Origin of the sequence: Paraburkholderia bannensis, from assembly GCF_014200455.1 — a bacterium.
GTDB lineage: Bacteria > Pseudomonadota > Gammaproteobacteria > Burkholderiales > Burkholderiaceae > Paraburkholderia > Paraburkholderia bannensis_A.
The window spans coordinates 53,661-67,516 of record NZ_JACHBW010000006.1; the positions used below are offsets into that span (position 1 = coordinate 53,661).

Sequence of the window (13,856 nt, forward strand, 5' to 3'; positions counted from 1 at the left end):
GCGTGTGCCGTCCACCTTTCCCGGCGCCATGCCGTCTCCCGCGCCCGCTTCAGCGCCTGCCCCGCAGCGCGCGCCGAAATCAGGCCTGCGCCGCGCGATGGGCCGCGATACGCTGCCGGTCATCGCGCTGTGGACGCTGACGGGCCTCCTGATCCTCGCGCATCAGGGCTCGGTGCTCACGCTGGCCTTTCCGGTACTGGCCATCGGCGTGGGGCTGTGGCTCTATTTCGTGAATCCGGTGCGCTATATCGGCTTCATGTGGTGGCTATGGTTCCTGAGCCCTGAAGTGCGCCGTCTCGCCGATTACGGCAAAGGCGGCTTCACGCCGACCAGTCTGATTCAGGTCGCGCCGCTCGCGGTGACGATGATCAGCGGGCTATCGCTGCTGCGTTATTACCCTGTGCTTGCGCAGCGCCGCGGTCTGCCCTTGCTGCTCGCGCTGCTTGGCATCAGCTATGGCTTCGTCGTGGGCGTGGTCGCAAACGGCCCGGCCGCCGCTGTGTTCGATCTGGCGAACTGGGTTTATCCGCTGCTGATCGGCTTTCACATCATGGTGCTCACGCGCCAGTATGAAGAAACCCGCGACACCATCGTCAATACCTTCATCTACGGCATGTTCGTGATGGGCGCGTATGGGCTGGTGCAGTTCTTCATCATGCCGCCGTGGGACGCGATGTGGATGATCGGCTCCGATATGAATTCGCAGGGCGACCCCGTGCCGCTGGGCGTGCGCGTGTTCAGCACGATGAATTCGTCGGGTCCGTTCGCTTTCGCGATGATGGGCGCAATGGTGCTGGTGATGGCTGCCAAGCATCGCGTACGCTGGATCGCGGCGGCGTTCGGCTTCTTCTCGTTTGCGCTCTCGCTGGTGCGTTCGACCTGGGGCGGCTGGGCGATTGCGATGGTGATCCAGCTGATGAAGTCGAGCAACAAGGTGCGCCTGCGCATCATTGTGAGCGCCTTTGTGCTGGCGGGCGTGTGCGTGCCGCTGCTTACCTTCGGCCCGGTTGCCGACCGCATGCAGCAGCGTCTGAACACGCTCGTGAATCTGAGCGACGACCAGAGTTACGAAGCGCGCAACCAGTTTTACGCCGATTTCGCCAAAACGGCCTTCACCGATGTGACGGGCGAGGGCCTGGGCGCGACCGGCGCATCGACCAAGCTTTCCAGCAGCAACGGCCAGCTCGGTCAGTACGGCAGCTTCGATAGCGGCGTGATGAACATTCCGTTCGTGCTCGGCTGGCCGGGCACGCTGATGTACATGTCGGGCGTGCTGTGGCTGCTCGCGCGCGCGGTCCGCGTGGCGCTGCGCATGCCCGAGGACCGCTATGTATGCGCCTGTCTGAGCCTGATGGTCTCGATTTTCGCGATGCTGGTGTTCACCAATTCGCTGGTGGGCACGGGCGGTCTGCTGCTGTTTTCCAGTGCTTTTTCCATTCTCGGCGCGGGGCATTGGCGCAGGATCACGCGGCGCCAGGCCAGCGGCATTGCGCCAGCCACCCCGCCAGACACTACCCCGCCTACGGAGGTCTCCGATTGAGAGTCGCAATCGTCACGCATGTGGTGCGCCATAACGACGGCCAGGGGCGCGTCAACCATGAAATCGCGCGCGCGGCGCTCGACGAAGGTTTTGAAGTCACGCTGGTGGCTTCGCACGTCGCGCCCGAACTGCTCGCGCATCCGAAGGTGAAATGGGTGCGCGTGCAGCCATCGAAGCTCTGGCCCACCAACCTGCTGCGTCAGCAGGTGTTCGCGCTCAAGAGCGCGTTGTGGCTCAAGAGCCATCGCAGCGAATACGACGTGCTGCATGTCAACGGTTTCATCACCTGGGCGCACGCCGACGTCAACAGCGCGCACTTCGTGCATGGCGGCTGGGCGCGCAGCAAGTATTACCCGTTCGGTCTCACGCGTGGGCTGTGGTCGGCGTATCAGTTCGTCTATACGCGGGCGAACGCGGTGCTGGAGCGCTGGGCCTACCGGCGCTCGCGCGTGATCGCGGCGGTGTCGCGCAAGGTCGCGGACGAAATCATCGTTTCGGGCGGTAACCCGATCGAACGCGTGGACGTGATCTATAACGGCGTGGATACGCGCGGCTTCTCCGGCGCAACGCCCGATCGCGCGAAGTTCAACTTACCTGCCGATCAATTCCTGCTGCTGTTCGTGGGCGATCTGCGCACGCCGCGCAAGAACCTCGGCACCGTGCTGCATGCGCTCAAGCAATTGCCCGAGCACGTGCATCTGGCGGTGGCGGGCTATCTGCCGGGCAGCCCGTATCCAGAGATGGCGCGCGAACTGGGCGTTGCTTCTCGCGTGCATTTTCTCGGTCTCGTGCGCGAAATGCCGGTTCTGATGAGTAGCGTCGACAGTTATGTATTTCCTTCGCGCTACGAAGCAATGAGCCTTTCGCTGCTGGAAGCGATGGCGGCGGGCTTGCCGGTGGTCACGGCGCGCACGGCGGGCGGCGCGGAAATCATCACGCCCGATTGCGGCATCGTGCTGGAAGATCCGGACGACGCCACGGCGCTCGCGGGCGCGATCAAACAACTTGCCGACGATGCGCCGCGCCGCGCCGCGATGGGCGAAGCCGCGGCGGAACTGGCCTGCAGTTTCGGCTGGGCCCGCATGGCCGCGCAATACATCGCGCTATACCGCGAGTTGGCGGGCGAAGCGGGCGCGACGGCGCGCAGCGACGCGCCCACGCTCGCGCCGCTTTCGAGCGGCCAGGCTCTGCCGCGAGCAGAGACCACCTGATACTTCTGTCGCCCGCAGGGGTGCATAACAAGTTGCATAAAAAGGAATCGCGATGACGAAACATTCCATCCATTCGCTACAGATCGGCATGCACTGGTTCCCCGAGCGCGCCGGCGGTCTCGATCGCATGTATTACTCGCTGGTGGGCGCGTTGCCCGGTGCGGGCGTGCATGTACGTGGCGTCGTGGCCGGGTCTCCCAAGGTGGCGCAGGACAGCGGCGGCGCGATCCAGGGTTTCGGGTCGGCGGCGCGGGCGCTGCCGTTCCGGCTGATGGACGCGCGCCGCGCCTTGCGCAGCGAAGTCCGCCGCCATCGCCCCGATGTGATTTCCTCGCACTTCGCGCTCTATACCTTTCCTGGCCTCGACGTCACGCGCGGCATTCCACAGGTCTCGCACTTCCAGGGACCGTGGGCCGACGAAAGCTTCGTTGAAGGCGCCGCCACGCTGAGCCAGCGCATCAAGCACTCGCTGGAACAATCGGTGTACGAACGATCGTCGCGACTGATCGTGCTGTCCAGGGCATTCGGCGATATTCTGACCAAGCGCTATGCGATCTCGCCCGAGCGCGTACGTATCGTGCCGGGCTGCGTGGATACAGCGCATTTCGATCCGGCCTGCTCGCAAGGCGAGGCGCGTCTGCGCCTGCAATTGCCGCAGAATCGCCCGATCGTGCTGGCCGTGCGTCGCCTCGTGCGCCGCATGGGCCTGGAAGATCTGATCGACGCGGTGAAGCAGGTCAAGCAGCGTCACCCCGATATCCTGCTGCTGATCGCGGGCCGAGGCCGTCTGGAGGCGGAATTGCAGCAGCGTATCGAGGCTGCCGATCTCACCGATAACGTCAAGCTGCTGGGCTTCGTGCCCGACGCGCATCTGCCTTCGCTCTATCGCGCCGCGACGCTGAGCGTCGTGCCGACGGTGGCGCTCGAAGGCTTTGGCCTCATCACGGTGGAGTCGCTTTCCGCGGGCACGCCGGTGCTGGTCACGCCCGTGGGGGGCCTGCCTGAAGCGGTGGCCGGGTTGTCGCCGGATCTGGTGTTGCCGGAGACGGGCGCGGCGGCGATTGCCGAAGGCATCGACGCGGCGCTGTCGGGCCGTATCAAGCTGCCCGACGAAGATGCGTGCAAGGCGTATGCGCGCGAGCATTTCGATAACGCAGTGATCGCGCGGCGCGTGGCCGATGTTTACGCTGAAGCGATTGCAGCGCATTAAGGTCAAATCGCCGGCTGAAATGAAATCGCCGCCCAAAGGGGCGGCGATTGATTAAACAAGCAAACGAAACAAGCAAATTAAACAAGCAAGCGGGATTCAAAGAGGATGCAGCCGTTTGCGCGCTTCTTCATACATCCAGCGCAGCGTTGCTTCAATCGGCGTGCGTTCGCTTTCGCCCACCAGCGAGCGCAGCTTCGCATCTGAACCCACGAGATGGCGTACCTCATTGGCCCGCACGAAACGCGGATCGACCTTCACTTCGATTGCATAGCCCGCGATGCGCGAAAGCGTCGTCAGCAATTCGCCCAGCGTCCAACCCGTGCCTGAACAGACGTTCACCGTTTTGCCGCGCGGCGCGACTTCAATGAGCTTTGCGTAAGCGTCGACCACATCGCGCACATCGGAGAAGTCGCGGCTCACGTCGGTATTGCCGAGCGAAATCGTGCGATCGCCGCGTGCGTAATGCTCGACGATCTTGGGCAGCAGGAAATCGGTGCTCTGGCCCACGCCCGTGTAATTGAACGGGCGCGCGATCACCAGCGGCAACTGGGCATTCCAGCGCTTCGCAACATATTCCATCGCCAGCTTGCTCACTGCGTAATCGTTGGCGGGCTGTGGCGCAACCGTTTCGTCGATCACGCCAGGCGTGACGTTGCCATAGACGTTCGCGCTGCTGGCGAGCAGCACCGCGCGCGGCACATGGCGCTGATCCGCGAGCGTATCCAGCAGATTGCGCGTGCCGACCACGTTGACGACATAAGTGCGGGCAACGTCGCCATCGGCAACATTGGCGACTGCCGCGAGATGCACCACCACGTCGGGCCGCGCCGTTTCAACCGCCAGTGCAAGCGCCTGGCGGTCGAGCAGTTCGGCGGCGAGCGGCGTGGCGCTGCCCGGCAGTTCGCCGATATTGCCGGCTTCGCCCGCGCGCACGGTGCCCCAGACCTGGTAGCCGCGCGCCGCGAGGCGGGCCGCCATATAGCGCCCCGTGAAGCCATTCACGCCGGTGATGAGCGCGCGCGGCGCCGAGGCCGCGCTGGAAGAGTCAGAACGTGTCATGTCGTTCGTTGCGTGCGAGGTCTGCCGTGACCATCATCTGGCAGAGCTGTTCAAGCGAGGTTTGCGGTTCCCAGCCGAGCTTGCTGCGCGCCTTGTCGGCATTGCCGATCAGCAGTTCGACTTCGGCGGGGCGGTAAAAACGCGGGCTCACGCGCACCAGCGTGCGGCCCGTCGAGATATCCACGCCCGTTTCGCGTTCGGCGCGGCCCGACCATTCGAGCTGGTAACCGGCGGCGGCGAAGGCCATCGTCACGAAATCGCGCACGGTTTCGGTACGGCCCGTCGCGAGGACATAAGTATCCGGATCGTTGGCCTGCAACATGCGCCACATGCCTTCGACGTATTCCGAAGCGTAACCCCAGTCGCGCTTGGCGTCCAGGTTGCCGAGTTCCAGCACGCTCTGCTTGCCGAGCTTGATCTTGGCGACCGCGTCGGTGATCTTGCGCGTGACGAATTCACGGCCACGCAGCGGCGATTCGTGATTGAACAGAATGCCGCTGGTCGCGAAGATATCGTAGGACTCGCGGTAATTGACGGTCGACCAGTGCGCGAACAGCTTGGCGATGCCATACGGGCTGCGCGGATAGAAGGGCGTGTCCTCGCGTTGCGGCACGGCCTGCACCTTGCCGAACATTTCCGAAGTGGAGGCCTGATAGAAGCGCGTACGCGGATTGATCACACGGATCGCTTCGAGCAGATTGAGCGCACCGATGCCAGTGACTTCCGCTGTGGTGACGGGCTGATCGAACGAAACGCCCACGAAGCTTTGCGCGGCGAGATTATAGATTTCGCCGGCCTGTGCGCGTTCGAGCAGGCGAATCGTCGAGCCCGCATCGGTGAGATCGTGTTCGACGAGTTCGAGCGACGGATGATCGGTGACGCCCAGTTCGTTCATGCGCCAGAAGTTGACCGAGCTGGTGCGGCGATAGGTGCCGATCACCTGGTAGCCCTTGTCGAGCAGCAGTTTGGTCAGATACGCGCCGTCCTGGCCGGATACGCCGGTGATGATCGCTTTGCGTCGTTCGTTCATGGTTGTGCCTTTGAAGGTGCGAACATTGAGGTGGAATCGGTCTTTCAGGACTGCGAGCTGGCGGCGTTCACGCTGCTGCGTACCGGGGAAACCGCGACGGCATCGCGACGGGCGGGGCCGCGCGTGAGACGTTTTTCGAACAGGAACCAGCTCGCGCTTGCATAGACGAGCGTGATGGCAAGCGCGATGGCGGCGCTCACCGCGCGGCTGTAGTGCAGAGGCCACACCGCATAGAGAATCGTGAGGTGAATCAGGTAGATCGTGTAGCTGATGGTGCCGATATAAACGAGCACCGGATTGCTGAGCACGCGTTTGACGATGCCCTTCGATTGCAGCGCGAATACGACCGCCGAGGTGCACAGCACGAGCGACACGCTATAGAGCAGCGCATTCGACAGCGGCGTATTCATGCCCCGAAAACGCGGATAGTGCAGATGCAGCCAGGCCAGCACGGCAAGCGCCGCGAAAAACAGCACCGCCGCCGGCAGCTTGAAGGGTTCGAGCGCATTGCGCTCGCGCCGCACCAGCACCGCGAGCAGCGCGCCTGCTGCAAGCAGGTCCATACGGAACGGCGTGAGGTAATAAATCGGCCAGTAGGTGGCGAACCACGGGGTGGCGATGGCGCGCAGCACGGGCACGATAAAGATCAGGGAGGCGGCTGCCACGGCCAGCCAACGTTGCGGCAGCCACAGCACCACGAACGGCCAGAAGATATAGAACTGCTCTTCAACCGCGAGCGACCAGAGAATGTTGAGACTGTCATGACCGCTCTGGCCTAGCGCATCACCGATATTGGTGGCGAAAAACGCATACCAGGGCCAGTAATGCGCCCAGCCCAGGCCGAACAGCAGCGATGAAACGATCATCAGCAGGATGTACGGCGGCAGGATGCGGCGCACGCGGCGCGCATAGAAGTAGCTGAAATACGACTGCCCGCGCGCTTTGCGCTCCATCAGGATGCCGGTGATCAGAAAGCCGCTCAGCACGAAAAACAGATCGACGCCCATCCAGAGCGGCGCGCGCAACGCGTGCTGCGCGAATACGGCGAGCACGGCAATGGCCCGCATGCCGTCGAGCTGGACGATGCGGTCGGCGTGTTGCGTATCTTGTGACGGTGGGCTGGCGAGGCTGTTAACGGTCATCGGTTATCCGGTGGTTTGCATGCATGCGCAGTCCGATTGATTCTAGAAAGAATTTAATAGGCAAAAACGCGGTCAAAAAATCGAAATATATCAATGTGCCATTTTGAAAATCGAATGGATTTTCATTCGGTAAATTCGGCGAATAACTGAATCGGGACGGCAAATATTTCCGCTTTTCGAGGCCTGTCAACCGGCGCTTTCGCTTGCGGAGCGGGCGGTTTCTGCGTTGCGTCATTTATTTCGCATTTACGTCGTAAGTCGTTCAAAAGACATCAAAAATCATTGAATTTTTTTGAATTATTTTCGGATTTTGTGGGGCCATTTTTCATCGTGAATGTGCGGCATGATCCAGCCAGATTGCCGTCACCACGGAGGAATTGCCTTGCCGTTTCCGATTCCCGAGCGCCGTATGCGCAGGGCGCTGGCGTTCGCCGCGCTGGGTGCGTTCGCCTGTACCTCGTCGGTACAGACGATTGCCGCGCCGCAACTCAATGTGACCTCCTCGTGGATCGGTAACACCTATGGTTACGGGCAGGGGACGTGGATGCAGATCAACGTCACCGCGATCGCCGTTACGCCGGAAGGCAAGGTGTATACGGACGCGCCGTGGGACGAGAGCGGCGGCGAAATCAGTGCGTATCAGGACGGCAAGGCATTGGGCTTTGCCGGCGGTACACATGGCTGGGGCGGCCAGGGCGGCAACGCCGTAGCGGTGAATCACCGCTATCTATATGGAGCGGTGGGCGTGGGCAACGAGAAGGGCCACCTGGTGGGCGGCGGCATCTGGCCGGATAAGGGCCGCCAGTGGTTCGGCATCACGCGCAGGCCTCTTGATGAGCCCAGACGCGCCGCGGCCTTTCAGGCCTCTCCACAGCCGCTCAATCCGCATGCGCAGCTTGCGGGCGCATTCCTCAAGATCGCCGATGTGCCGACCGGCACGCAATCGGGTATCGGCGGTCTCGCTGCAAGCGATTCACTGCTCTATGTGAGCAATACGGCGATGAACCGCATCGAGGTCTACGACGCAAACTCGATGCAACGCAAGTCGCAATTCGACGTGCACGAGCCGGGCCGCGTGGCGATTGCCGGTGATGGCACGCTCTGGGTACTCACGGGCACCGCGAGCGATCACGCACCGCAGGTTGCGCATTATTCCGCCGATGGCAAGCCGCTGGCCGAAAGCTTCGATTTGCCGGCCGATTCGGTCGCCGTCGATCTCGCGGTCGATCCCTCCCAACGCATTCTGGTGGCGGATAACGGTCCGCGCCAGCAGATCCTGATTTATTCGCGCAGCGGCAAGGGCTACACGCAGAGCGGCACGCTGGGCGAGCGCGGCGGCATTTTCTCGGGCGTGGCGGGACGTCCCGGTCCTGGGCGCTTCAACGGCCTGACCGGCGTGGGCACGGACGCGAAGGGCAATATCTACGTGTCGACCAACGGCATCGGGCCGCGCCACGACACCATCGGTGCGGGCCTGGGCGCTACGCTCGAAAGCTATACGCCTGCGGGCAAGCGCCTGTGGAACCTCGAAGGGCTGCTGTTCGTGGATGGTGCGTGGATGGACCCGGCGCGGCCCAATAGCGTTTATACGGGCAACAAGCGCTTCGAACTCGATCTTTCTAAGCCGCCGGGCCAGGACTGGAAATATGCAGGATTCCTTTCGAATAGATTCAGATACCCGGACGATCCCGTTTTCCTCACGGACCAATGGCCCGGCCTGCCGACCGCGCGCTCCTTGAACGGTCACACCTTCCTGTACCTGACGGACATGTACGCGGACCACCTCAAGATCTATCGCTTCGATGCGCAGCGTGACGGCGAAGTGGCGATCCCCTCGGGCTTTCTCGCGGGGCGCGAGCGTCCGGTTCTTCATGTGCCGAACGCGCCGCCGGGCGGCGACTGGATCTGGCGCGACAGCAACGGCAATGGCGCTTTCGACAGCGACGAATTCACGCGCAATCCTGGCCGCGAAAAGCTGGGCGGCGGTTGGGGCTGGTGGGTCGATACGCGCGGCGATATCTGGCGTGCGCGCGACGAAAAGGGCATCTGGCGCTGGCGCTTTGGCGGTCTCGACGCCAGGGGCAACCCGATCTACAGCTACGACAAGCTGGACAAGTACGACATTCCCGCGCCGTTCACGGAAGTCCACCGCGCGATCTACGAGCCGGAAACCGACACGCTCTACGTGACGGGCTATACCGCCGATGCGCCGCACGACCCCGGCTTCTGGAAAGAGGCGGGCCGCGTGCTGGTGCGTTACGACAAATGGTCGAGCGGCCATCCGGAGCAGCGCTACATGCTGCGCCTGCCGTGGGACCCGAAGGCGAAGCCGCCGGTCACGCCCGCAGGGCTGACCGTGGAAGGCCGCTACATCTTCGTGGTGGAGCCCGCAGGCGGCGTCCACGTCTATGAAAAGGATTCCGCGAAGGAGATCGGCACCTTCGGTCCCGGCGCGGAAGTGGGCAATACCTCGGGCTGGGTGGACGTGCCGTTCGGCATTACGGCGCATCGCCAGCCCAACGGCGAATACCTGGTTTTCGTCGAGGAAGACGCACGCGGCAAGGTGCTCATGTACCGCTGGAAGCCGGCCTGACGCTGCTTTAGCCCGCAACCGCACGCTACAGGAAACCGCATGGATAAAGGCTTATTACGCAACGTCGCGATCAATCTGGTCGGCCTGGTGCTGCCGACCTTCGTGTCGCTGGTCACCGTGCCGACCTACATCAAGATGCTCGGCGTCGAACGCTATGGCGTGATCGCACTCGTCTGGACGCTGATCGGCTATTTCAGCGTGCTCGACCTGGGCATGAGCATGGCCGCGCAGAACCATATTTCGAAGGCCTACGCATCGAAAGACAGCGAGGCCTGCGAGCGCGTGTTCTGGAGCGCGTTCTGGCTCAACTTCACGACCGGGGCGATTGGCGGTTTGCTGATCTATACGGGAGGCGCGCTGTATACGGCGTATTTCACGCACGTCACGCCCGAATTGCGTCATGAGGTGTATCTCGCGCTGCCCTGGCTCGCGATTGCGATTCCCATCGCCAATGTGTCGTGGGTGTTCGCGGGGGCGATCAACGGCGCGGAGCGCTTTGGCATCTACAACACCAACCAGACGCTCGGCACGTTTCTGTTCCAGTTGCTGCCGCTGGGCGCTGCATGGGCGATTGCACCGAATCTGCAGACCGTGCTGGCCGCCGCCGTGCTCGCGCGCCTTTTCGCAGGTCTGCTGCTGGGGCGGTCGGCGTTGCGCGTGCTCGGCATTCGCCAGATTCGCGGGCCACGTTTCGATACGTCTAAAGCGCTGTTCAATTTTGGCGGCTGGATGCTGATCGCCAGCATCACGACGATGGTGGCCGATTCACTCGACCGCATGATGCTGGGCGCGGGCCTCGGCGCGCGTTTCGTGACCTATTACACAGTGCCGCAGAACCTCGTCACGCGACTGAACATGGTGCCTAACGCGCTGGTGCGCACGCTGTTCCCGCGTCTTTCGGCATTGCGCCGCGAACATGCGGACGAGATCGCGGCGCAGTCGTTGCAATTTCTCAATGCCGTGTTCACGCCGGTGGCAATCGGCGCGATCGTCGTGCTGGAGCCTTTCCTGAAGGTGTGGGTGGGCCAGGAGATCGCCGGGCACGGGGCGCCCGTCGGGCGCTTCCTCATCGTTGCCGTATGGCTGATCGGGCAGGCCGGCGTCACGCGCATTCTGATCCAGTCGCAGAACAATCCCGCCGCCGCTGCGCGCGTGGGCCTGATCGAACTGCCGCTGTTCGCCGGCTTGCTGTGGCTGGGCATCGATCGCTTTGGCCTGCCGGGCGCAGCTGCCGCGGTGCTGTTGCGTTCGCTGTTCGACTACGTGGTGCTGCTGTGGCTGTCACGCATTCAGAGCCGCGCGATCGTCGTCGATATGTTTGCACACCTGAGTTTTCTGGCTGCCGCGCTGGCGATTGCGTGGTGGCTGCCGGACGCGTGGTATGCGATCGGCGCGGGCGTCGTGCTGGCCCTCGCCAACTGCGTCTGGTCGGTGGCCACCACGCCAGTCCTGCGTGGTTATGTCCGTTCCCTCCTGTTTCGACTACATTCACGGAAAAGCGCATGAGTCACGAATTGATCGACGAAGCGGCGTCGTCCGAACGCGCCGCCGTGCCGCTGCAACGGCGCGAAAATACGTTCACCGCGCGCGGTGGATTGCGCGCCGTGAACACCACGGCTGGCAAAGGCGCACCCGAGGTCGAGCGCGAAGCGCGACGCCAGCCGCGCGTGGCCATTGTGCACGACTGGCTCGTCACCTATGCGGGCGCCGAGCGGGTGCTGGAGCAGATCATCGATTGCTTTCCGGACGCGGACCTCTTCTCCGTGGTCGATTTCGTCGACGACAAGGAGCGCAAGTTCCTGCGCGGCAAGCGCGCCATCACCTCGTTCATTCAGCGGCTGCCGAAGGCGCGTACGCGTTATCGCGCGTATCTGCCGTTCATGCCGCTGGCCATCGAGCAGCTCGACGTCTCGGGCTACGACGTGGTTATTTCCAGCTCGCATGCCGTGGCCAAGGGCGTGCTCACCGGGCCGGACCAATATCACATCAGCTATGTGCATTCGCCGATCCGTTACGCGTGGGATCTCCAGCATCAGTATCTGCAGGAGTCGCATCTCACGCGCGGACCGAAATCGATGCTCGCGCGGCTGATTCTTCACTACATCCGCAACTGGGATGTGCGCACCGCGAATTCGGTCGATCAGTTCGTGGCGAATTCCGAATTCATCGCGCGACGCATCCATAAGGTGTATCAGCGCGACGCGGAAGTGGTGTATCCGCCGGTCGACGTCGATTCGTTCGAACTCGAAACGCGCAAGGAAGATTTTTATCTCACCGCTTCGCGACTGGTGCCATACAAGAAGATCGATCTGATTGTCGAGGCGTTTTCGCGCATGCCGGACAAGCGCCTGGTGGTGATCGGCGATGGCCCGGATATGCAGAAGGTGCGCGCGAAGGCTGGCCCGAACGTCGAGGTGATGGGTTATCAGCCATTTTCGGTGCTGCATGATCGCATGCGCCGCGCGAAAGCGTTTGTGTTCGCGGCGGAGGAGGACTTCGGCATTTCGGTGGTGGAAGCCCAGGCGTGCGGTACGCCCGTGATTGCCTACGGCAAGGGCGGGGCGCTCGAAACCGTGCGCGATACCGGCTCGCGTCCCACCGGCCTGTTCTTCGAGGAGCAGCGCGCGGAGGCGATCATTGCTGCGGTGGAAACCTTCGAGCGCGATCCCAGCCGTTTTCGCGCCGAGGATTGCCGCGAGAATGCCGAGCGCTTTTCTTCGGCGCATTTCCGCGAGCAATTCTTTGCGCGCGTTGCGCGCGCGGTTCCGGCCATTGCCGCGGCCGGTCCGGCGTATCGCGATCCTCAGCGCATGCAGGAAGCGATCGAAGCCGCCGCGCTGCAAAGCGCGCCGCGTGTGCTGGCGATCGACCAGAGCGGCGTGCTGGGCGGCGCGGAATTATCGCTGCTTGAAGTGGTGAAGGGTTTGCGCGCGCGCATCGAAGTGCTGTTGTTCAACGATGGGCCGTTTCGCGAAGCACTCGACGCTGCGGGCGCACGCGTGGACGTGATCGATTCGGGAGCGCTGCGCAATGTGCGTCGTGACGCCGGTGCGGTGCCGAAGTTCGGCGTGCTCGCGGGCGTGGCCGCACTGGTGCGCGAGACGCGTCGCCGTGCACGCAAGGCGGACGTGCTCTACGCCAACACGCAGCGTGCGATGGTGATCGGTGTGCTCGCCGGAAAACTCGCGCGTAAGCCGGTGGTCTGGCATCTGCGCGATATCGTCAGCGACGAGCATTTCGGGCGGGTGCAGCGCGCGATCATCAAGGGGTGCGCAAAGCTGGGTCTCGCGCACGTGATTGCCAATTCGCACGCTTCGGCACAGGTCTTCGCCGATCTGACCAAGTTCGATTCCGATAAGATCGACGTGGTGCACAACGGCGTGGACGAATCGCCGTTCCGTGCGCTCGCACGCGTGCCCAGGGATCAGCTGCGTGCGCAGATCGGTCTGCCGCAACGTGCCTTTCTGGTGGGCGCATTCAGCCGCCTCGCGCGCTGGAAGGGCCAGCATGTGCTGCTCGAAGCGCTACTGCACGAGCCGCGCGCGCATGCGGTGCTCGTGGGCGCGCCGCTGTTCGGCGAGGACGAATATGCGCAGGAACTGCGCGATTTCGTGGTCAAGCACGAACTGCAGGAGCGCGTGCATTTCCTTGGATTCCGTCACGACATCGCTGCCTGTATGCGCGCGATGGACGTGGTCGCGCACACCTCGATCACGCCCGAGCCGTTTGGCCGCGTGGTGGTGGAGGGGATGCTGGCGCAGCGCCCGGTGGTGGCTTCGCGCGATGGCGGTGTGAGGGAGATCATCGAACACGGCAAGACCGGGCTGATGTGCACGCCGGGTGACGCTGTGGCGCTGGCCGGGACGATTGCGGCGCTCCATGACGACGAAGCCTTGCGTGAGCGGCTGGCGCGTAACGGTCTGGCGGTTGCGCGTGAACGCTTCGGCAAGGAGCAGTACGTGGAAGCCGTGGGGCGTGTGCTGGACGGGGTAGTGATGCGCGCTCGCTGAGGGTGCGCGAGGCGGCAATCAGATAGCGGCGGGTAGAAGCACGGTAAATAGCGGCGCAAAA

The 13,856-nt window shown here is 63.3% G+C and carries 9 protein-coding genes; 6 read left to right on the plus strand and 3 right to left on the minus strand.

Annotated features, from left to right (window positions below; all coding sequences use genetic code 11):
* The first annotated feature begins 97 nt into the window (after positions 1–97).
* From F4827_RS11645 to F4827_RS11655, 3 genes are read left to right on the plus strand one after another with little or no spacing between them, the layout of a single operon-like run.
* Positions 98–1,540, plus strand: a complete 1,443-nt coding sequence (locus F4827_RS11645) for a glucose-6-phosphate isomerase (protein ID WP_233177947.1) — start codon at positions 98–100, stop codon at positions 1,538–1,540.
* On the plus strand, positions 1,537–2,751 hold the full coding sequence (locus F4827_RS11650; RefSeq protein ID WP_183724099.1) for a glycosyltransferase family 4 protein: 1,215 nt from the start codon (positions 1,537–1,539) through the stop codon (positions 2,749–2,751). Before F4827_RS11645 ends, F4827_RS11650 begins: the two co-directional genes overlap by 4 nt.
* A 52-nt stretch (positions 2,752–2,803) precedes the next feature.
* The gene (locus F4827_RS11655; protein WP_183724100.1) at positions 2,804–3,961 is read left to right on the plus strand and encodes a glycosyltransferase family 4 protein; all 1,158 of its coding nucleotides are present in this window, start codon (positions 2,804–2,806) and stop codon (positions 3,959–3,961) included.
* Between the two features lie 96 nt (positions 3,962–4,057).
* Here F4827_RS11655 and F4827_RS11660 read toward each other — a convergent pair whose 3' ends face one another.
* Genes F4827_RS11660 through F4827_RS11670 form a run of 3 tightly spaced genes read right to left on the minus strand, consistent with a single transcriptional unit; the run spans position 4,058 to position 7,192 of the window.
* Positions 4,058–5,020, minus strand: a complete 963-nt coding sequence (locus F4827_RS11660) for an NAD-dependent epimerase/dehydratase family protein (RefSeq protein WP_183724101.1) — start codon at positions 5,018–5,020, stop codon at positions 4,058–4,060.
* Positions 5,007–6,050, minus strand: coding sequence for a GDP-mannose 4,6-dehydratase (gmd, locus tag F4827_RS11665; RefSeq protein WP_183724102.1), 1,044 nt, complete (start codon positions 6,048–6,050; stop codon positions 5,007–5,009). The genes F4827_RS11660 and gmd overlap by 14 nt, the downstream gene beginning before the upstream one ends.
* A gap of 44 nt (positions 6,051–6,094) precedes the next feature.
* Complete coding sequence (locus F4827_RS11670) at positions 6,095–7,192, minus strand: acyltransferase (RefSeq protein WP_183724103.1); 1,098 nt, start codon at positions 7,190–7,192, stop codon at positions 6,095–6,097.
* A gap of 409 nt (positions 7,193–7,601) precedes the next feature.
* Between F4827_RS11670 and F4827_RS11675 the strand changes: the two genes are divergently transcribed.
* From F4827_RS11675 to F4827_RS11685, 3 genes are read left to right on the plus strand one after another with little or no spacing between them, the layout of a single operon-like run.
* Positions 7,602–9,785, plus strand: coding sequence for a hypothetical protein (locus tag F4827_RS11675; RefSeq protein ID WP_183724339.1), 2,184 nt, complete (start codon positions 7,602–7,604; stop codon positions 9,783–9,785).
* A 39-nt stretch (positions 9,786–9,824) separates the two neighbouring features.
* A complete protein-coding gene (locus F4827_RS11680; RefSeq protein WP_183724104.1) occupies positions 9,825–11,291 on the plus strand; it encodes a flippase in 1,467 nt (488 codons plus the stop codon).
* Complete coding sequence (locus F4827_RS11685) at positions 11,288–13,795, plus strand: glycosyltransferase family 4 protein (protein ID WP_183724105.1); 2,508 nt, start codon at positions 11,288–11,290, stop codon at positions 13,793–13,795. Before F4827_RS11680 ends, F4827_RS11685 begins: the two co-directional genes overlap by 4 nt.
* Positions 13,796–13,856 lie beyond the last annotated feature (61 nt).